The sequence below is a fragment of the Neorhizobium sp. LjRoot104 genome (genome assembly GCF_964253725.1).
Taxonomy (GTDB): domain Bacteria; phylum Pseudomonadota; class Alphaproteobacteria; order Rhizobiales; family Rhizobiaceae; genus Neorhizobium.
In genome coordinates, this window is the sequence record NZ_CAXURS020000001.1 from 2,649,064 (window position 1) to 2,668,052 (window position 18,989).

The window sequence follows — 18,989 nt, forward strand, 5'->3', positions numbered from 1 at the left end:
GAAAGCTCCAATCATCGCTACACCGCCCACACCCTTTACTTGAAGCCGCTTTTTTGCGCTATTTCCCCACATCGCGAATCTTCATGTTCAGGAACACGGCAGACGATGACGAACCAGGTTTCACCACTCGCCAGCATCCTGCGGCCCCTGCATCCCCGGGATCCGGACGAACATCATCGGGCCGCAACCCCGCTCGAACTGCTGTTCGACCTCGTGTCGGTGATCGCGATCGCGTCTGCGGCGGCCGGCCTGCACCATGCGATTGCGGAAAACCATGCGGGCGAAGGTGTCGTTACCTTCCTGATTGCTTTCTTTTGCATCTGGTGGGCCTGGATGAACTTCACCTGGTTTTCGTCGGCCTACGACAATGACGACGTCGTGTACCGGCTCCTGACGATGATCCTGATGGGCGGATCGCTGACCATGGCGGCCGGCATCCAGTTCCTGTTTAAGGCGCCTGCGGACCTTACCATGGTCGTTTTTGGCTATGTCGTCATGCGTCTCGCCATGGTGCTGCTCTGGCTGCGCGCCGCATACCACGATCCCGCCCGCCGCAGGACGAACGTCGCTTATGCCGTCGGTATCTTCCTGGTGCAAATCTACTGGGTGGTCTACGTGATGGCGCTGTCGGTATCGAGCGGCCTCGGCCTGGCGCTGTGGGTTCTCGGCGCCCTGCTTGAACTCGCCGTCCCGGCAATTGCCGAGCCGCTCAGCGGCAACACGCCGTGGCACCGGCACCACATCATGGAACGTTATGGCCTCCTGAACATCATCGTGCTTGGCGAGACCTTGCTCGCGGGCTCCCTCGCGCTCCGCCAGTTTGCCGGCGAATTCAACTTCATGCTTGTCCATACCGCCCTTTCGGCGCTGGTCATCGTTTTTGCGCTCTGGTGGGCTTATTTTTCCCGGCAGGAACACCTTGGCAGCCATAAACTCAGTCGCGCGCTGCAATGGGGTTATGGCCACTTCTTCATCTTCGCCTCCGGGGCCGCGGTCGGGGCGGGCTTTGCCGCGCTTGTCGATATCGTCACACACCATGCGGAAGTCCCGCTTGTCGTCGGCGATTATGCGGTGGCGATCCCGGTCGCGATCTATTTCGCAAGCCTCTGGTTCGTGCGCGACCGTTTCGTCTGTATCGGCTTCGCCCGGTATGCGCTTCTCATATTCGGTCTGCTTGGCCTCGTCGCGCCGGCAATCGGGCTCGGGCTCGAAGGCATCGCGGCGACCACCGCGCTCGGCGTCATCGTACGCAACCTGCTTGCCGGGCGCGCTTATTCAGCGTCACCGACATCTCACCCCGGCCGCTAAACTTTTCCTTAAATTTTACCGGTTATTAATCTCTGGAAACCGAGAGATTAAGCGATGCGTATTGCGTTTTTCATCGCCCTCCTGACGCTGTCCCTGTCTGCCTGCGCGTCTGCGCCGAGCCGGGTGACCAATGCCTGCGCGATCTTCGAGCAGCGTGATGGGCTATTCAACAACTGGGCGCGTGACGCCAAGAAGGCCGAGCGGGAGTTCGGCGTGCCGGTGCCGATCCTGATGGCGACCATCTATGTGGAATCCGGCTTCCAGCCCTATGCCCGGCCGCCGCGCACCAAACTGCTCGGCTTCATCCCGTGGACACGCCCCTCGACGGCCTATGGTTACGCCCAGGCGCTCGACGGTACGTGGCTGACCTACAAGAAGGATACCGGCCGCTGGAACGCCAGCCGCACCGATTTCGGCGATGCCATCCATTTCGTCGGCTGGTATCACAACCAGAGCCATCTCAAGAACGGCATACCGCTGAGCGACAGCTACAACCTCTACCTCGCCTACTACACGGGCCAGGCCGGCTACGCGCGCGGCCAGTTCGGCAACGGCGTCAAACAGACCGCGCAGAAATCCGCCGGAATGGCCGCCAAATACGAAGCGCAGCTCAGAAGCTGCGGTTATTGACGAGACGGCGCCGGTTGCCGACGCCGCCGTCTTCTCGGATCAATTCGTCGCCTTCTTTGCAGGCGCGAGTTCCGTCTCGATCAGGATCGTCACCTCGTCGCTGACCGCCGGCACATAAAGGGTGAGGCCCCATTCGCTGCGTCTGATCCTGGCAATGGCGGAAAAGCCGAGCTTCGGCGCCTTCTCCATCGGGTGTTCGGCCATCGAGCCGTTGAACGTGACGTCGAACGTCGCTCGACGAGTCTGGCCGCGAAAGGTGAGGTCGCCGGTCACCTGCCCCTTGTTCTCGTCCGTCACCTTGACCTCGGTCGATACGAAACTGATCGGCTGGGCCGCCAGAAAGTTCCCGTCGCTGCCGATCTTCCTGTCAAAATCCTCGACGTCGGGAAACGGGAAGTCGGTGCGCACCGAGGTCGGATCGATACTGGCCGACACCTTCGAAGCTGCCGGGTTCTTCGCATCCCAGAGGAGCTCCGCGCTCATCTGGGTGAAACGGGCCGTATAGTTCGACAGCCCGAAATGACCGATTTTCCAGATGACGCTCGAATGGGCAGGGTCGGACACATAGGTGCCGGAAGGTGCCGGCGCCGGCTTGCTCTGGGGGAAGGCAGGCGTGGTCAACAGCGCCGAGAGCGCGAGAACATATAGGCATTTCATAAGCATAGCCTTTCTTGTTGAAGAACATGAATCGATGGTTGAAGTGTTCAAGCCGCCGTCGGAACCGGGCGGAGCTTGAGGAGTTGGCGGATGCTCTCTTCCTCGGCGGTGAAATCGTTGGCCGTGATCGCCCCGAAGGCAGCCGCCGCAACCGCTGTCTTCGCCGGTGCGTGCGGCAGGGCATCCGGCCCTTGCAGACGGAAGGAGATCGGCGAGAGCGCCCCGAAGAGCAGCGCCCGTTCGAGGTCCGGCCAGCTTGCCAGGTCCGGCTCCACACCGGCATTGCGGGCGAAGACGAGCGCCGCCACATGCATCGGCAGGCTGAGCGGGCCTGAGCGCGTGGCGCGGCTGCGGTCAACCCCGGCAAGCATCGTCGCCCGCGTTGGGAGCGGCTGCTTGTTTCCGAAGCACTGGGCCACCCAGCGCGCCTGCAATTCGAGAACCGGGAAGGTCGGTCCGACCAGTTCGAGCAGGCCGAGGAAGGCGAGCCCCGGCAGGTCCGGGTGAAAGGTATGATCGTGAAGATCGGCGCCGTAACCATCGAGCCGGATCGCCCGGACGATATCCTCCGAAAGCCAGGGCATCCACAGGCGGTAACCCGTACCGAACAGGATGGCGTCGACATTGGCGCTCGTCCCGTCACGGAACCAGACGGTGTGGCCGTCGACCCGCTCGATCCAGGGCTTCACCGCGATGCGGCCCTCCGCCACCGCCGGCAGAAAACCCTGCGACTGGGAGATGCCCGCCGCAAAAGCATTGCCTTCCGGCTTCCGCGCGCCGAACTGGTCGGGAGAACCGGCCACCTGCAGGACCTTCCTGGTCAGCCCTTCGGCCAGCATGTCCGGCGGCAACACGCTTTCCATCAGCACCGCAGCCCGATTGAACATTGCGTGATCGGTGGGCACCCCGGCGATGATCTTGGGCAGGATGTAGCGTTGCCGACGGCTGGTGGAGATCACCTGGGCCGAGCCGGCAAGGGCGAGATCGGAGGCGATCTCCAACGCACTGATCGAGCAGCCGGCAATAAGCACCTTGCGCCCGCGATAACGCTCCGGACCGTTATATTGGGCGGTGTGGGCGGCGCCGAGAGCTCCGGCAAAACCCTCGAGACCCTGTACGGCGGGCAGGTCGGGCACGTTCTGCCGTCCGGTCGCGACGACCACCCGCTGGAAGACTTCGGAACGCTCCTCCCCGTCTTCGGCCGAACGGATCAGCCAGCCATTGCCAGCCCGCTCCAGCCGCTCGACCCGCGTCTTCAGTCTCAGATGCGGCAGCAGGCCGAAGGTGAAGGCATATCGTTCCAGGTAGTCGAGCATCTCCTCTTGCCGCAGATAAACGGCGCTTTCAGTGGCGTGGTCGAGATCGGAAAAGGCGGTCATGACGCGGCTGGTATTGGTGCGCATGCCGGGCCAGATGGCGCTGGCGGCCGAAGCGGAATTCCATTGACCGCCGAGGCGGGACGAAGCCTCGAAGATGACCGGGACCAGCCCGCGGGCGATGAGGAAGCGCGCGGCGACCAGGCCGGCAGGACCGGCGCCGATCACGGCGACCGTATTTTCAGGCATTTCGAGATAATTTTCAGTAGACATCAGCTTGCTCCTTGTTCGATGGGAGCGCTTTAGCCAGTTCCGAGAATGTCGTTTCCTAAAAGCTCATTAAGTTGGGTCGCGGGAATCCTAAAACCTGCCTAACTGCGCTATGAACCTGTCCAAGGGGGAACGCTCGATGTTCGGGGACGAGATCGCAGGCTTCATAGAAAGCCCGGTGATGCAGATTATCGGCAGTTCGAACTCCGCCCGCCGGCCGGAGATCGGCCGAGCCATGGGCGCATGGGCGTCCACCGGAAGCGATACGATCAATCTCGTGACCTCAGCCTGGCAATGGCCCGAAACCGTCGCCAATCTGCGCGAAAACGGGAGAATTGCCGTCACTTTTGCCCGCCCATCGGACTACGTCTCCTATCAGCTGAAAGGACAGGCCACCATACGGCCGGCGGAACCGCACGAGGTGGACCGCTCTTCCCAATACATCGTCGCGATCGTTTCGACCCAGATGAGACTCGGCATGTTGCCGGAGCTGATCATGCCGGTGCTGTCGAACCGCGACCCGATGCTGATCACGATGCGCGTCGCCTCCGTCTTCGTTCAGACGCCCGGCGCGCGTGCCGGGGAGCGGATCTGGAGCACGACCCCATGACGCCGATCTCCGGTGACTTGACCTTGGCCGATCTGGAAGCCTGTTTCGAAGGGGTGATCCCGTCGATCATCTCGACGGCGGATGCCGACGGCCTGCCGAACATTTCCTATCTCTCGCATGTCGCCATGATCGACGATCGGCATGTAGCGCTCTCCAACCAGTTCTTCGCCAAGACCGCAGCCAACATCCGCCTGAACCCGCATGCGATGCTGCTTCTGGTCGATGCACGCAATTCGGCACAATACCGGCTGGAACTGGTCTTCGCGCACACCCTGGAGGCGGGGCCGCTGTTTGCGCAGATGGCGATGCAGATCGACGCAAGCAGCGCCCAGGTCGGCATGGCGGGTATCATGAAGCTGCGCAATCTCGACGTCTTCCGCGTCACAAGTATCGCGGCGATCCCCTCCCAGGTTCAGACCGCCGAAACCCGAAGACCGAAACGGAACCGCCTGGCCGCAGCCGCCAGGATTGCGGAGGCGATCGCCGCGGAGGCGGACGCGGACGGCATCATCGACGCCATGCTGGAGGGCCTGCGCACGGAGTTCGGCTTCGAGCACGGCTTGTTGCTGCAACTCTATGAAGAGCGCAACCAGCTCATCACCATCGGCAGCATGGGCTATGTCCCGTCCGGCATCGGCTCGGATATTCCATTCGACGAAGGCGTGATCGGCGCGGCTGCCGCAGGCGGGCGTCTCGTCAAGTTGAGCGACATGAGCCGCATCCGCCGCTTCGGCGCTGCCGTCCGCGATTCCTCCGCGGACGAAAACCGGACGCGGGCGATCCCGCTCCCCGGCATGCCGGATGCGATGAGCCAGATCGCCGTGCCGCTGATCGCCGCGGGCGTGGTGCGCGGCGTGCTTTTCCTCGAAAGCCGCGACCGCATCGCTTTCACCGGCGAAGACGAGGCGGCCCTTGCGATGATTGCCAGCCAGGCAGCCATGGCGTTGGCCCTGAGCGAGAAGCTGTCGCTTGAAACCGAACCGCAACGGCCGGTCCGGATCCAGCCGCCGACGTCCGAAAAGACGGTTCAGGTTGTCCACCATCGCTTCGATGACAGCGTTTTCGTCGATGGCGACTACGTCATCAAGGGGGTCGCAGGCAGGCTGCTCGCCTCGATGCTCGAACAGCACAAGGAAAGCGGCCGGCTGGAATTCACCAACCGCGAAATCCGGCTCGACGCGGCGCTGAAACTGCCTGACTTCAAGGACAATCTGGAAACGCGGTTGCTGCTTCTCCGCCGACGGCTTGACGAGAAGCGGCTGCCGATCCGTCTGGCCCGCCTCGGCCGCGGCCGGATAGGCCTTCTCATCGAAGGCCAGCTGCGGCTCAGCAAGGACGTCATGTAGGCCGCTTAGCGGCTGACGACGATGCGTGTGTTCGACAGTCCATGCCGGCTGGCGAGCGAGAAGAACGTCGCTGCATTGTCAGGATGCAGGCGGATGCAGCCATGCGAGGCAGGTCGGCCGAGCCGCTTCGTCTCGAAGGTCGCATGGACGGCATAACCGCCGTTGTAGAACACCGCAAACGGCATCGGCGCGTCATCGTATTTGCGCGAACGGTGGTCCCGGGACAGCCACTTGGCCCCCCAGCTTCCCGTCGGCGTCGAATAGCCGGGACGAGCGGTCGAGACCTTCCATTCATAGACGACGACACCGTCCTGCTCGACGGTCATGGTCTGCGACGACAGGCTGACGCTGGCAACAAGGCTTGCGGAAAAGGCAGCGGGCGCGAGAAACTGCGCACACAGAAATGCTACGGCACCCATTACGATACGATGCATGAAAACCCCCAATAAAAACCCTGGAGCAAACGATAACCCAGTCAGCTCAAGGAATATTTAGACCGAAGCGCGATATTCTCCGCAAATCACAACTTCGACAGCCCTCGCCGCAACAAAACAACTACGTGATCAATAAAGACTGAATACCGTCGGCCCCTCCCCGACACGTGTCGCGCGGGAGAGGCATCTTTATTCGGCGTTGCTTCAAAACACCTTCGCCGCCGTGACTTCCACTTCGACCAGGAATTCGGCACGGGTAAAGCCGCCGACGACGATCAGCGTCGAGACCGGTTTCGGCTCGAGCGTATAGCGGTCCCGCACCGCCATGTAGGCGGGAAAGTCCTCGCGGCTGGTGACGAAGCCGGAAATGCGGATGACGTCCGAATAGGTCATGCCCGCCTCTTCGAGGATGGCGCCGATCGCCTTGAAGCAGAGTTCGGCCTGGCCCGCCACATCCGGCGGGATCCTGTCTTCCGGCGAGATGCCGAGCTGGCCGGAGGTCACCAGCAGGCTTGCCCCCGGAGGGACGAGCAAACCGTGATTATAGCCGCCGAACGGCTTGCGGACGGAGGTTGGATTGAATGTCTTAAATGCCATAACCGACGATGCCCTTGATTTCGAGGAAGTCGTGAATGGCCCAGTCGGCGTACTCGCGGCCGTTGCCGGATTGCTTGAAGCCGCCGAAGGGCGCGAAGAGATCCCATTCGGGATAATTGATGAACACCGAGCCGGCCCGCAGCCGCGCCGCAACCTTGCGGGCATGGGCAAGGTCCCCGGACTGGACATAGGCCGCAAGCCCATAGGGCGTGTCGTTGGCGATCTCGATCGCCTGCTCTTCCGTCTCGTAAGAAAGGATCGACAGGACCGGCCCGAAGATCTCTTCGCGGGCGATGGTCATGTCGTTGGTGACGTTTCCGAACACGGTCGGGCGGATGTAATAGCCGCGATTGAGGCTTTCCGGCCGGCCGGGACCGCCGGTGACGAGCGTCGCGCCTTCGGCGATGCCGGCCTCGATCAGCCGCTGGATCTTGTCGAACTGCACCTTGCTGACAACCGGGCCGAGATCCGTACCATCGGCGCGCGGATCGCCGGTCTTCAGTTTTTCGGCCGCGGCCCTGGCAACTTGAAGCGCCTCGTCGTGACGCCTGGCCGGCACCAGCATCCGGGTCGGCGCGTCGCAGGACTGGCCGGAATTGGCGAAGCAGGCGGTCACGCCCTCCGCCACCGCCTTTTCGAATTCGGCGTCTGCCAGGATGATGTTGGGCGATTTGCCGCCAAGCTCCTGTGCCACGCGCTTCACCGTATCGGCGGCGGTCTTGGCGACGATCACCCCGGCGCGGGTAGAGCCCGTGAAGGACACCATGTCGACGTCCGGGTGGCCGGCCATCACCTGCCCGACGTCCGGCCCGGTGCCGTTGACGAGGTTGAAGACGCCCTTCGGCGTACCCGCCGCCTCCATCACTTCCGCAAAGACGATGCCGCTGATCGGCGCGATCTCGGACGGTTTCAACACCATGGTGCAACCGGCGGCGATCGCCGGCGCCACCTTGCAGACGATCTGGTTGAGCGGCCAGTTCCATGGCGTGATCAGAGCGCAGACGCCGATTGGCTCCTTGACCACCATGGTCGTGCCGCGGGCCTCGGTGAATTCGTAGGCTTCGAGCGCCTCGATGGTCGCCTTGAGATGCCCCTGCCCGGCGGCGGCCTGCGCGTCGCGGGCAAAGCCGATCGGCGCACCCATTTCCTGGGATACGGCTTGCGCGATATCCTCGTAACGCTTTTCATATTCGACAAGGATACGGCGGAGCAGCGCCAGCCGCTCCTCCTTCGACCATTGCGAGAATGCCGGAAAAGCACCTTTGGCGGCTGCGACGGCCTTGTCCATATCGGCCACGGAGCCGAGCGCGATCCGCGTATAGGCCTCTTCGGTGGATGGATCGATGACGTCGAGCGCGACCGGAATGGCCGGCTCCACCCAGGCGCCGTCGATGAAGAATTTCAAATGGTTGCTCATGGGAAACCTCCGCGCGGGTCGAGGGGATGACAGACACTATCGGCCATAGCCACCTCCCTCGCAAGCCCGCCGGATGCGTCGCAACGACGACCTGCGGAAGCATGTTTCATCGCCACACGCGGCCGACGTCCGCCCTTGCAGGCCAGGGAATCTCGACAAGCCGCAAGTGTTCGCAAGGCCCGTCGAAACATATCAGCAACAATACCGCTTCATCCGAACTTAAAAGCTCGATGTTATGGAATAGATCGACCTCGCGGCGATCCAGGGAATTTCCGCAGCGCTGGGCCATGGACGCTTCAGATCAACCCGAACTTCAGAAAGCAGGCAGGCCTGATGCGACGCAGCCTTCTCCCTCTCGCCCTTCTCGGGATCCTTGCGCTGCCGATGTCCGGCGCAGGGGCGACGGCCCTCACCGACGACCTCGAGGGTCTTTCCAAGCAGCAGGTCGAGGACAGCGTCGAGTTCGCATTCGGCAATGCCCTGTTCTTCCTGTTCCACGAAGCCGGACACATGCTGGTTTCGGAATTCAACCTGCCGGTTCTTGGCCGTGAGGAGGATGCGGTGGACACGCTCTCCACGCTGCTCCTACTGGAGGCCGACGATGAAGTCTTCGATACGGCGCTCACCGATTCCGTCGATGGCTGGACATTTTCCGCAGAGGCCAGCGAGGCGGCCGAAGAGGAACTGGCCCTGTGGGACGTCCACGCGCTCGACCGCCAGCGCGCCTTCAGCATGGTCTGCATGATGGTCGGCAAGGATGCGGAGAAGTTCAAGGAATCGGCCGACAACCTCGAATTTCCGGCGGAACGCCGCAGGCAGTGCGTCGGCGAATATCTGAAAGCCCATGACAGCTGGTTCGGCGTCCTGAAACCGCATCTGCGGACCGACGGACAGAACAACAAATTTACGATCACCTACAAGAAGCCGAACAGCAAGGAGCTCGAGGACTACGCCGACCTGACGAAGACGGCGAAGGTTCTGGATATCCTAGCCGAGCTTCTGTCGGGGCTCTACAAGCTGGACGACGGCATCAAGCTGACGGCCGCCGAATGTGGCGAGCCGAATGCCTATTGGTCGGCGGGCGAACGGGAAGTGACATACTGCTATGAGCTGATGCAGTGGCACATGCAGACCGTCGCCAAGTATTTCAAGGAGGAAGAGGGCAAAACCGACGAGAGCGAAGAGGCGGTCGACGACGAGAAAAAGCCCACTCTCCAAAACGTGTTCGGCAAGGCAACGGCCCGCTGGTAGCGGAGGTCCCCAAAAGTGAGCCCGGCGTCAGCCTTCACAAGCCTGACGCCGGACGTCTTCATTGTCGCGTTCAAGCGCCATGGGGCGCCAGGAACGTCTTGGCGGCTTCGATCTCGTTGGGACGGATCTCGTGCCCGCCGCCGTGCCACTCCAATGTCACCGCGTCGCCCTGCCGCCGGAAATAGTCGGCAAGGGCGCTGGTCCGCTCGACGGAACTGATCGGGTCGTGCTGACCGGCCGTGATCAGGACACGGGCCCTGTCTTCGACCTTGCGGTCCTTCGGCGTGAACGGGATCAGCGGATGCATCAGCACACCCGCATCGAACAGGCCGGGCTTCTCGATCATGATATTGGCGAGAATGTTCGCGCCGTTCGAGAAACCGAGGCCGAGCACGGTCGAGGAACCGTAGCGTTCACGGTTGGCGGCGACGAATTCGCTCATCCGCTCGGTCGCCCGGGCAAGATCCTCGCAATCGTAGACGCCTTCCGCCTTGCGCCTGAAGAAGCGCGCCGCACCATGTTCGGAAATGTCGCCGCGCGGCGAAATCACCGTGGCGCCCGGCAACAGCCGACCGCCAAAATCGAAGAACTGGTTTTCATCGCCGCCGGTGCCGTGAAAGACGAACAGGATCGGCGCTCCGGATGCACCGGGGCGCGCCCGGTGCACATAACTGTCGTAACTCATGATAGTCTCCTTGGACGCGGTGCTTGACTAGGCGTCCAGCGGTTCGAGATGCTGTTCGAGCGTTGCCCGCAGATGGGCGTGCTGTGCGGGCAGCTTCAGGGCTTCGCCGAGATGGGCGGTATCCTCGTCGCGGTCGAAGCCGGGTTCGTTGGTGGCGATTTCGAACAGCACGCCGCCCGGCGTGCGGAAATAGATCGCCCAGAAGTAGTCGCGGTCGATCACCGGAGTGACCTGGTAACCGGTATCCATCAGCGCCTTGCGGACTTCGAGCTGCTTTGCGCGGTTCTCGACGGCAAAGGCGATGTGGTGGACCGAGCCGGCACCCAGATTGGCGCGGGCGATGTTCGGCATGGTTTCGATATCGATGACATCGGCACCGTTGCCGCCGGGCATGGCAAGCCGCAGCACGCCGTCCTGGTTATCGACCTGCTGGTAACCCATATATTTCAGAAGTTCTGCGGTGGCCCCTTCATCGCGAAGCCGGAGCGAGGCGGAATGGAAGCCGCGGATCGCATGGTCTTCGGATATGCCGTTGCCGACGAACTGCTTGCGGGCGTCGTCTTTGACTTCGACGAGCGCGAACCCGTCGCCATCGGGACCGGCGAAATGCAGACGGTTTTCACCGAATGCGGTATCGGCCTTGATGCCTTCGGCGCCGGCTTTCGTCAGCCGGTCGGTCCAGAAACCGAACGAACCTTCAGGAACCGAGAAGAGCGTCGTCCCCACTTCGCCGGTACCCTGACGGCCGCGAGCGATATGCGGAAACGGGAAGTAGGTCATCACCGAGCCGGGAGAACCGACTTCGTCGCCATAGTAGAGATGATAGACATCCGGAGCGTCGAAGTTGACGGTCTTCTTGACCCGGCGAAGGCCGAGCGTATCGGTGAAGAACTTGTTGTTGGTGCTGGCGCTGGCAGCCATCGAGGTGACGTGGTGCAGCCCTTTGATCTGGTCGAGCATTTTAAACCCCTTTCCGAGGCCGCCCGTGCGGCCTGCTTTCTGGAGTTAAAATGGTGGAACGACCGCCAATTGGATAGACGCGACGATCCGAACGCATTGTTCACTCTGCGTAGACGACAAATAGTTAATCGTTCACAGAATCAAACTTGTTCTGGCAGGCGCCAATCGACCGGATCCTTGCCGATCGACTGCAGGTAGGCATTCGCCTTCGAGAATGGCCGCGAGCCAAGAAAGCCGTTATGGGCCGACAGCGGCGACGGATGCGCCGATTTCAGCACCAGATGGCGCTGTTGATCGACGAAGGCTGCCTTCTTCTGGGCGTAGGAGCCCCAAAGGATGAAGACGACGCCATCGCACTCGTCATTGACGGTGCGGATGACCGCATCGGTAAAGCGCTCCCAGCCCTTGCCCTGGTGCGAGGCCGCCTGGCTCTCCTCGACGGTCAGCACGCTGTTGAGCAAAAGCACGCCCTGCTCCGCCCAGTGTTCCAGGAAGCCATGTTTGGCCGGCGGAATACCGAGATCCGTCTCCATCTCCTTGTAGATGTTGACCAGCGACGGCGGGATGCGCACGCCCGGCTTGACGGAAAAGCAAAGGCCGTGCGCCTGGCCGAAGCCGTGATACGGATCCTGGCCGAGGATCACCACCTTCACCTCGTCGAGCGGGGTCAGGTCGAGCGCGCGAAAATACTCCGAGCCTTTGGGAAAGATGCGCTTGCCGGCTTCCTTTTCGGCAACGAGAAAGCGCTTGAGCTCGCCCATATAGGGATTGGAGAATTCCGGCCCGAGCGCGTGCCTCCAGCTTTCCTCGAGCTTGACCTCGCCTTCCGCCATGTCCTTCCTCACATCACGTGATGGTTGGAGCGGGAATGCCAATCCCAGGCCGAACGGATGATATCGTTCAGGCTGTATTTCGGCTCCCAGCCGAGCACCGCCCGCGCCTTGTCGTTGTTGGCGACCAGCGAGGTGGAATCGCCCTCGCGCCGCCCGACATATTCCACGGGGAAGGGTTTTCCGGAAACCTCCGAAATCGCCCCCAGCAGTTCCTTCACGGTCGTGCCCGTGCCGGTGCCGAGATTGAGTTCGATCGTCTCGCCGCCGGAGAGAAGGTAATCGACCGCCCGCACATGCGCGTCGGCGAGGTCGAGCACGTGGATATAATCGCGCACGCAGGTGCCGTCGCGGGTGTCGTAATCGTCACCGAACACCTTGAAACCCTGGCGGCGGCCGAGCGCCGCCTCGATGGCGAGCGGAATGGCGTGGGTTTCCGGCGTGTGCCATTCGCCGATCCGGCCCTCGAAATCGGCGCCGGCGGCGTTGAAATAACGCAGCATGACCGACTTCAGGTCCTTGTAGGTGCCGTAGTCCTTCAGCGCCTGTTCGATGATGAACTTGGTGCGGCCATAGGGGTTGATCGGCGCCTGTTTGTGCGTCTCGTCCATCGGCACGCGGTCCGGCAGGCCGTAAGTCGCGCAGGTGGAGGAGAATACGAAAGCCTTCACACCCGCATCGATCGCCGCCGACAGCAGCGTCAGCGCGCCGATGACATTGTTGTCGTAGAAGGCGACCGGGTTCTTGACCGATTCACCCACCTCGATCAGCGCCGCGAAATGCAGCACGGCATCGGGCTTGTGCTTGGCAAACACTTCGTCGAGCCGGGCGCGGTCGCGGATATCGCCCTGCTCCAGGGCGCCCCAGCGGACGAACTCCGCATGCCCGTTGGAGAGATTGTCGAAGACGATCGGTTCATAGCCCCGCTCGGCGAGCACCAGACACGTATGGGAACCGATATAGCCGGCCCCGCCGACCACGAGCACTTTCTTTAGCGACATCATTTCCCCTGCGGTTATTGAAGCCGGCCGCACTATAACCGGCGGCGCCTAAATGGGAAGGGCGCTCGACCACGAGAAATTTGGGTGGAGACGCCGCTTCCGAACTTGTCTATCCTCCTCAGGATATCCATAGGTCGTCGCATGCGTCTCCTCTTTCTCGCCCTCGGATGGCTGTTCGTAGCAATCGGCATTGTCGGGGCTTTCCTGCCTGTCCTGCCCACCACGCCGTTCCTGCTTCTGGCGGTCGCCTGTTTCGCGCGCTCCTCGCCGCGGCTGGAGGCATGGCTGCTCGAGCACCCGAAATTCGGGCCGTCGCTGCGCAACTGGCGGGAAAAGGGTGCAATCGCCAGGAAGGCGAAGATCGCCGCCATTTCGCTGATGGCGGTGAGTTATGCGGTCTTCTGGGTCGGCACCTCGCCGCCGCTGTGGCGGGCGGTGCTGGTAGCCGCCGTCATGCTCGGATCGGCGACCTTCATTGTTACCCGGCCCGATACCTGACCGCGTTCAACGGTGCCGCGATTGCGGCAGGACGTAGGGAATGTGGACCGCCGGCAGCCGGCCGACGGCGCCGGCAATGCCGTAGACGCTGGCGATGATCTCGTCGTTGACCGTCTCCGTGCAGGCGCCCTCCGCCACCACGCGGCCGCGGTTCAGCACCACGAGATGGTCGGCGAATTCAGCCGCAAGATTGAGGTCGTGCAGGATGGCAAGCACGATACCACCGGCATTGGCGAAGTCGCGGGCGATCTCCAGCACCGAGATCTGGTGACCGAGATCGAGGCTGGCGGTCGGCTCGTCGAGAAACAGGGCCCGGGGCACGCCGTCCGCGACCGGCTGCGGCACCTGCGCAAGCGCGCGGGCAAACTGCACCCGCTGCTGCTCGCCACCCGACAAAGACGGATAGGGCCGGCTTTCGAACCCGCGAAGTCCGACGCGAGACAGCGCCTGGCGAGCCTGCTCCGTCGGATTGAGCGCTCCTTGCGCCACCGCCCCCATGCGCACGATTTCAAGCGCGGTGAAGGGGAAAGCGAGCTGCGTGGCCTGCGGCAGCACCGCCCGGCGCCTAGCGAGTTCGACCGGCTGGCAGAGTTCGACGCTGGTGCCGTGATAGGCAACGAAACCCATATCCGGTTTCATCTCGCCGGAGATCACCTTCATCAGCGTCGATTTTCCGGCACCGTTCGGGCCGATGACGACGGTGAACTTGCCCGGTTCGAGGTCGAGACCGACATCGTCGAGCAGTTTGCGGCCCGAGCGGGTGACGGTGACGTGTTCGGCGGAAATCATGGCGTGTCCCGCATGGTGATGCCGTTTTTACCCAGCAGCAGAAAAAGGAAGACCGGAGCGCCGAACAGTGCCGTGATGACGCCGATCGGCAGTTCTGCCGGAGCGGCCACGGTTCGCGCGACGCTGTCGGCAACCAGCAGCAGCGCGCCGCCGCCGAGCGCCGAGCCCGGCAGCAGGAAGCGGTGCGACGGCCCCATGACAAGGCGCAGCAGGTGCGGCACGACGATGCCGACGAAACCGATCGAGCCGGCGACCGCGACGGTCGAGCCGCAGGCAGCGGCGACCGCGACGATGACGATCTTCTTCAGCCGCTGCACCGGGATGCCCATGTGGAAGGCGGCCGCGTCACCGAGCACCAGTGCATCGAGCCCGCGCGCCACGAAGGGCATGATGACCATCACCGCGCCGACGAAGGGCAGGATGGACAACACGCGGCCGAACGTGGCGCCGCCCAGCGAGCCGAGGTTCCAGAAAGTGATATCTCGCAGCTGCCGGTCGTCGGCCATGACGATCATCAGGCCCATCAGCGCCGCCGAAAGCGCGCCGATCGCGATGCCCGACAGGATCAGCGTCGTCGTCGACGTCCGCCCGTCGCGGGTGGCGATGATATAGAGCGCCCAGGTGTTGAACAGGCCGCCGAAAAAGGCCATCAACGGCAGGAACTGGTTGCCGAGCACCATGGCGACAGGCGCCAGAATGCCGTTGCCGAGTACGATTGCCGCAACCGCGGCAAGCCCCGCGCCGGAGGTGACGCCGACGATGCCGGGATCGGCAAGCGGATTGCGGAACAGGCCCTGCATCATCGCGCCAGAGACGGCGAGCCCGGCTCCGACCAGAAGGCCGAGCGCTGTGCGCGGCAGGCGGACCGCCTCGAGGATCACCCGTTCCTGGGTCGAAAGGCTGGCGCTGTTGCCGGTCGCATAGGTCCAGAGATCGCGCAGGCCGACGCCCGTCGGGCCGATGCCCAGCGAAAGCAAGCAGGCCGCAAACAACATGCCCCCCAGCAGAAGGAGCACGAGAACGCCCTGGCGCGTCCGGTCTCCATCATCCGCCGGTCGGAAGGGCATCGCCAGCGCCTTCATCATCAGTTGATCGCTCCGGGATAGATCTGCGCGGCGAGCGTGCGGGCGGCGTCCGGCGTGCGCGGCCCGAAACCGAGCAGCAGCAGGCCGTCCATACTGACCAGCGCCTTGTTGGCCGCAGCCGGCGTCGTCTGCATCGACGGTATCGCAAAAACCTGTTCCGGTGTGATCGTGTGGTCGCCGCGAGACATGGAAAGCACAACATCCGGCTTCGCGGCGATGACGGCTTCGTCGGCAAGCGGCTTGTAGCCGTTGATCGTCGGCGCGGCATTGATACCGCCGGCCATTTCGATCACCGCGCCCGCTTCCGTATCGCCGCCGCCCGCCATGACGCGGTTATTGGCAAGCGAAAGCACGAACAGAACCTTCTTTTTCGGACCGGGGATCTTGGCAACGTCGGCGGCGAGCTTCTTCAGCCCGTCCTCGGTCCTTGCTGCGAGCGCCTCGGCCTTGTCGGGCAGCCCGACGGCCGCGCCCACGTCCCGGATCTTCCTGCCGATCGCATCCACCTTCGGCGGCGTGGGAATGACCACCATCGGCACTTCGCTGGCCTTGAGGATTTCGAGGACCGGCGGCGGACCCGAACCCTCCTCCATCAGGATCAGATCGGGCTTCTGGCCGAGAATGCCTTCCGCGGACAGGGCGCGCATATAACCGACATCGGGCTTGGAATTGGCCGCATCCGGATAGAAGCTCGTCGAGTCCCGTGCTACGATCCTATCCTCGGCTCCGAGAGCGTAAAGTATCTCGGTGATCGTGCCGCCGATGGAGACGATCCGCTTGGCCTCCGTGTTGCCCTTGTCGGATGCCGCAGCGACGCCCGCGACGAGACCGGTGCCCAGGAGGACGGCTGCGAAAAGCCCCCTCGCGCTGAAGGAAGACCCCATGATACTCTGCTCCTTGTACCCAAGCCGAGGCCCCAAATGCCCCAAATCCGCCTGGCCGGCGGCGATAACTTGAGTTGACTACGCAAGTTTTTTAGGCTTTTCAAGGGGACCGGCCGCAGATATCTTGAGCCGAAAGTGAAACTTTAAGTGAGGGTCTATCCATGTACATCGCCATGAACCGTTTCCGCGTCGTGCCGGGCTACGAAGAAGCGTTCGAAGCCATCTGGCGCGGCCGCCAGGGTCGCCTCGCCGAGCTGCCGGGTTATATCGAATTCCACATGCTCAAGGGCCCGAAGGCGGAAGATCACACCCTCTACGCATCCCATACCGTCTGGGAAACCTTCGAGGACTTCCAGGCCTGGACGAAGTCGGAACAGTTCCGCGCCGCCCATGCCAACGCCGGCAACAACCGCGCCAAGGTTGAATATCTCTCCGGCCCGCATTTCGAAGGTTTCGAAGTGATCATCCACGAAGACAAGAACGGCGTGCGCGCCGACGCTGCCGCCTGAGGTCCCGGATGAACGCCGTTTCCGAAATCAAGCCGGACCGTCGCGAACGGGCTCTCGCCGCCCTTGCGGAAAAGCCCGACGGCGTCGTCGAGGCGATCGCCGCCAACGCCGATGTGACGCCCGCCGAGATCCTCGAAATCCTTCCGAAGGGCGCGGCGGTCATCGCCGACAAGGAGAAGTTCGCGGATATCTGGGCCGAGATGAGCACCTGGGGCGAAGTCCTGTTCATCGTCCATACCGAAGACATCGTGCTGGAGGCCGAAGGCAGCCTGCCGATGGGGTCTGAAGGCCATGGCTGGTTCAACATCCACGGCGACAGCCCGATCGGTGGTCACATCAAGAAGGACAATTGCGCCTCGGTGACCTTCGTCGATCGTGCTTTCCACGGCCGCCGTTCCTGCTCGGTATGGTTCATGAACGCCAAGGGTTCCGCGATGTTCAAGGTCTTCGTCAAGCGGGATGCCGCACGCGAACTGATCGCAGAACAGCTTCAGAAGTTCGAGGCCCTGCGCGACAGCTACGTCGCCTGAGCATCGGCGTTTCTGTGAGTTTTGGTGATTCGGGCGAAAAATAACCGTTCGAATCACCTCTAGGTGGAACCTTTCGTTTTCCGCTGCATTTTCTGCGTCATGACAGGGCTCGCGGAGTGGGTTGGCTGCGTCGTTCAGCCAAATGCCGCCCTGAAGGTGATTGTCATTGAATGAGGCGCCGCCGCGCCCATAGGCGGACCGGTCGCTTTCCCTTCTCGAAGGAGAGAGCGATCCTTAGCGGCGCGGCGCGCTTCCTCGGCTGTCGAGCCTCGTGGGGTGCCAAACGGCCTAGAGGGCCGGCACCCATTTCCAGAAGACGCCCTCCATCCGCTCGGGATAATATTTGAACTCGCACTCGAAGCGGCGGCCATAGGCCTCTGCCGCCTTCAAGGCCGCCTCGCTGACCGGCTTCATGCCCGTACCGGGTGCAAACCAGTCCTCCATCAAATCGTCGGGAATATAGACGCCGATCCTCAGCGGCAGGGCGGTCAGCGTTGCATCGAGTTCTTCAGGCGGCATGGCTTCTTCCTCCACGAACAGGCGGGTTCCACGAAAAGACGGGCGCTCGGAAGAACGCCCGTGTTTCCGGGAAGTTCCGGTCTCGGACCGGCAGCCCGATCGGGGCACCACGGCAACCGGTACCGTCAGTGGGCGACGTGATCCGGCTTGCCCTTGCGCTTGGTCGAGGCGAAATCCTCGAGCTGTTTTTCGCTCATGGACTTCTCCATGCCCTTCGAAGCGCCCTTGAGCTCGCTCTTCTTCATATCGCCGCGTTTTGCGGCAAGTGCGGCGCCGGCCGCCTTCTGCTGTGCCTTGGATTTCGCTGGCATATCTGCCTCCTGTCATACTTTTCACTCAACACGGCACGGTCCCGCTTGGTTCCCTGCCGGCGGAACCTCTCCGCCACCGGGGTGTTCTGGACGGAGTGGACGTCGCCCGCGACCGGCGCGAAACTTGATGAAAGGAACATCCCCATGGACACCAAACGCAAGATCGATACTGACGAGCAATCCGAACGATTTGAAACGGATGGCCGGAAGCGCGCCGAAGATGCGCTTCACACGCAGATGGACATGACCAGCCAGCAGGCGATCAAGGAAGCCTCCCGTCTCGGTGCCGGAGATACCTACCTGGTGGAAACCGATCTCGAAGACCTCGACCAGCGGGAAGATGTGGACCAGCCGGATGGCCGTCCCAGCCCCCTGGCCAATGCCGATAACCCCGAGCGCTGACACCCTCTCCACATCCCGGAAACAATTCGAAACGGAACCTCCGGGCATGCCCGGGTGTTCCCCTGCGCGAGTTGAAGATTTGGAGATCCTCGATGAATGCCGAAGCGAATGGCGCGCAAAACCTGCCGAGGGAGAAGGCCACTCATCCGG

23 protein-coding genes are annotated in these 18,989 nt (G+C 62.7%); 9 read left to right on the plus strand and 14 right to left on the minus strand.

What is annotated here, in order from left to right:
• Positions 1–105 precede the first annotated feature (105 nt).
• Together ACSQ8R_RS13480 and ACSQ8R_RS13485 are read left to right on the plus strand one after the other, a co-directional pair.
• A complete protein-coding gene (locus ACSQ8R_RS13480) occupies positions 106–1,308 on the plus strand; it encodes a low temperature requirement protein A (RefSeq protein WP_436253837.1) in 1,203 nt (400 codons plus the stop codon).
• A 54-nt stretch (positions 1,309–1,362) separates the two neighbouring features.
• A complete protein-coding gene (locus tag ACSQ8R_RS13485) occupies positions 1,363–1,938 on the plus strand; it encodes a transglycosylase SLT domain-containing protein (protein WP_436253838.1) in 576 nt (191 codons plus the stop codon).
• Between the two features lie 39 nt (positions 1,939–1,977).
• On the opposite strand, the gene ACSQ8R_RS13490 is transcribed toward ACSQ8R_RS13485, so the two are convergent.
• Positions 1,978–2,595, minus strand: a complete 618-nt coding sequence (locus ACSQ8R_RS13490) for a YceI family protein (protein WP_436253839.1) — start codon at positions 2,593–2,595, stop codon at positions 1,978–1,980.
• Positions 2,596–2,642: 47 nt separating this feature from the next.
• Positions 2,643–4,184, minus strand: a complete 1,542-nt coding sequence (locus ACSQ8R_RS13495; protein ID WP_436253840.1) for a flavin-containing monooxygenase — start codon at positions 4,182–4,184, stop codon at positions 2,643–2,645.
• Positions 4,185–4,320: 136 nt separating this feature from the next.
• On the opposite strand from ACSQ8R_RS13495, the gene ACSQ8R_RS13500 reads away from it, so the two are divergent.
• Together ACSQ8R_RS13500 and ACSQ8R_RS13505 are read left to right on the plus strand one after the other, a co-directional pair.
• Positions 4,321–4,791, plus strand: a complete 471-nt coding sequence (locus ACSQ8R_RS13500) for a pyridoxamine 5'-phosphate oxidase family protein (protein ID WP_436253841.1) — start codon at positions 4,321–4,323, stop codon at positions 4,789–4,791.
• The gene (locus tag ACSQ8R_RS13505) at positions 4,788–6,137 is read left to right on the plus strand and encodes a GAF domain-containing protein (RefSeq protein ID WP_436253842.1); all 1,350 of its coding nucleotides are present in this window, start codon (positions 4,788–4,790) and stop codon (positions 6,135–6,137) included. The genes ACSQ8R_RS13500 and ACSQ8R_RS13505 overlap by 4 nt, the downstream gene beginning before the upstream one ends.
• A 5-nt stretch (positions 6,138–6,142) precedes the next feature.
• Here the strand turns inward: ACSQ8R_RS13505 and ACSQ8R_RS13510 are convergent, their stop codons facing one another.
• The 3 genes from ACSQ8R_RS13510 to ACSQ8R_RS13520 form a co-directional block, all read right to left on the minus strand.
• Entirely contained in the window at positions 6,143–6,571 is a 429-nt protein-coding gene (locus ACSQ8R_RS13510) for a L,D-transpeptidase (RefSeq protein WP_436253843.1), read from the minus strand.
• Positions 6,572–6,775: 204 nt separating this feature from the next.
• Complete coding sequence (locus tag ACSQ8R_RS13515) at positions 6,776–7,168, minus strand: RidA family protein (protein WP_436253844.1); 393 nt, start codon at positions 7,166–7,168, stop codon at positions 6,776–6,778.
• On the minus strand, positions 7,158–8,585 hold the full coding sequence (locus tag ACSQ8R_RS13520) for an aldehyde dehydrogenase family protein (RefSeq protein ID WP_436253845.1): 1,428 nt from the start codon (positions 8,583–8,585) through the stop codon (positions 7,158–7,160). Before ACSQ8R_RS13520 ends, ACSQ8R_RS13515 begins: the two co-directional genes overlap by 11 nt.
• 333 nt (positions 8,586–8,918) lie before the next feature.
• On the opposite strand from ACSQ8R_RS13520, the gene ACSQ8R_RS13525 reads away from it, so the two are divergent.
• Positions 8,919–9,836: a DUF4344 domain-containing metallopeptidase gene (locus ACSQ8R_RS13525; RefSeq protein ID WP_436253846.1), complete on the plus strand. Its 918-nt coding sequence runs from the start codon at positions 8,919–8,921 to the stop codon at positions 9,834–9,836.
• Positions 9,837–9,906: 70 nt separating this feature from the next.
• On the opposite strand, the gene ACSQ8R_RS13530 is transcribed toward ACSQ8R_RS13525, so the two are convergent.
• The 4 genes from ACSQ8R_RS13530 to galE all read right to left on the minus strand — a co-directional run bounded on the left by ACSQ8R_RS13530 (position 9,907) and on the right by galE (position 13,312).
• Positions 9,907–10,521 carry an alpha/beta hydrolase gene (locus tag ACSQ8R_RS13530; RefSeq protein WP_436253847.1) on the minus strand — a complete coding sequence of 205 codons (615 nt, stop codon included), beginning with the start codon at positions 10,519–10,521 and terminating at the stop codon, positions 9,907–9,909.
• Between the two features lie 27 nt (positions 10,522–10,548).
• Positions 10,549–11,481: a ring-cleaving dioxygenase gene (locus ACSQ8R_RS13535; RefSeq protein ID WP_436253848.1), complete on the minus strand. Its 933-nt coding sequence runs from the start codon at positions 11,479–11,481 to the stop codon at positions 10,549–10,551.
• Positions 11,482–11,621: 140 nt separating this feature from the next.
• Positions 11,622–12,314, minus strand: coding sequence for a uracil-DNA glycosylase (ung, locus tag ACSQ8R_RS13540; RefSeq protein ID WP_436253849.1), 693 nt, complete (start codon positions 12,312–12,314; stop codon positions 11,622–11,624).
• An 8-nt stretch (positions 12,315–12,322) separates the two neighbouring features.
• Positions 12,323–13,312: a UDP-glucose 4-epimerase GalE gene (gene galE, locus ACSQ8R_RS13545; RefSeq protein WP_436255469.1), complete on the minus strand. Its 990-nt coding sequence runs from the start codon at positions 13,310–13,312 to the stop codon at positions 12,323–12,325.
• A gap of 141 nt (positions 13,313–13,453) precedes the next feature.
• On the opposite strand from galE, the gene ACSQ8R_RS13550 reads away from it, so the two are divergent.
• Entirely contained in the window at positions 13,454–13,810 is a 357-nt protein-coding gene (locus ACSQ8R_RS13550) for a YbaN family protein (RefSeq protein WP_436253850.1), read from the plus strand.
• Between the two features lie 6 nt (positions 13,811–13,816).
• On the opposite strand, the gene ACSQ8R_RS13555 is transcribed toward ACSQ8R_RS13550, so the two are convergent.
• The 3 genes from ACSQ8R_RS13555 to ACSQ8R_RS13565 are packed head-to-tail and all read right to left on the minus strand — an operon-like array spanning position 13,817 to position 16,568.
• Positions 13,817–14,599 carry a heme ABC transporter ATP-binding protein gene (locus tag ACSQ8R_RS13555; protein WP_436253851.1) on the minus strand — a complete coding sequence of 261 codons (783 nt, stop codon included), beginning with the start codon at positions 14,597–14,599 and terminating at the stop codon, positions 13,817–13,819.
• Complete coding sequence (locus tag ACSQ8R_RS13560; RefSeq protein WP_436253852.1) at positions 14,596–15,684, minus strand: FecCD family ABC transporter permease; 1,089 nt, start codon at positions 15,682–15,684, stop codon at positions 14,596–14,598. The genes ACSQ8R_RS13555 and ACSQ8R_RS13560 overlap by 4 nt, the downstream gene beginning before the upstream one ends.
• Complete coding sequence (locus tag ACSQ8R_RS13565; protein ID WP_436253853.1) at positions 15,684–16,568, minus strand: heme/hemin ABC transporter substrate-binding protein; 885 nt, start codon at positions 16,566–16,568, stop codon at positions 15,684–15,686. The genes ACSQ8R_RS13560 and ACSQ8R_RS13565 overlap by 1 nt, the downstream gene beginning before the upstream one ends.
• Positions 16,569–16,729: 161 nt before the next feature.
• Between ACSQ8R_RS13565 and ACSQ8R_RS13570 the strand changes: the two genes are divergently transcribed.
• Both ACSQ8R_RS13570 and hutX read left to right on the plus strand, forming a co-directional pair.
• Positions 16,730–17,077, plus strand: coding sequence for an antibiotic biosynthesis monooxygenase family protein (locus tag ACSQ8R_RS13570; protein WP_345924478.1), 348 nt, complete (start codon positions 16,730–16,732; stop codon positions 17,075–17,077).
• 8 nt (positions 17,078–17,085) lie between these two features.
• Positions 17,086–17,607: a heme utilization cystosolic carrier protein HutX gene (gene hutX, locus ACSQ8R_RS13575; RefSeq protein ID WP_345924476.1), complete on the plus strand. Its 522-nt coding sequence runs from the start codon at positions 17,086–17,088 to the stop codon at positions 17,605–17,607.
• A 288-nt stretch (positions 17,608–17,895) separates the two neighbouring features.
• On the opposite strand, the gene ACSQ8R_RS13580 is transcribed toward hutX, so the two are convergent.
• The gene (locus ACSQ8R_RS13580; protein WP_037076914.1) at positions 17,896–18,126 is read right to left on the minus strand and encodes a hypothetical protein; all 231 of its coding nucleotides are present in this window, start codon (positions 18,124–18,126) and stop codon (positions 17,896–17,898) included.
• 125 nt (positions 18,127–18,251) lie between these two features.
• Entirely contained in the window at positions 18,252–18,437 is a 186-nt protein-coding gene (locus tag ACSQ8R_RS13585) for a DUF3008 family protein (RefSeq protein WP_436253854.1), read from the minus strand.
• Between the two features lie 144 nt (positions 18,438–18,581).
• On the opposite strand from ACSQ8R_RS13585, the gene ACSQ8R_RS13590 reads away from it, so the two are divergent.
• Positions 18,582–18,839: a hypothetical protein gene (locus tag ACSQ8R_RS13590; protein ID WP_436253855.1), complete on the plus strand. Its 258-nt coding sequence runs from the start codon at positions 18,582–18,584 to the stop codon at positions 18,837–18,839.
• The last annotated feature ends 150 nt before the right edge of the window (positions 18,840–18,989 follow it).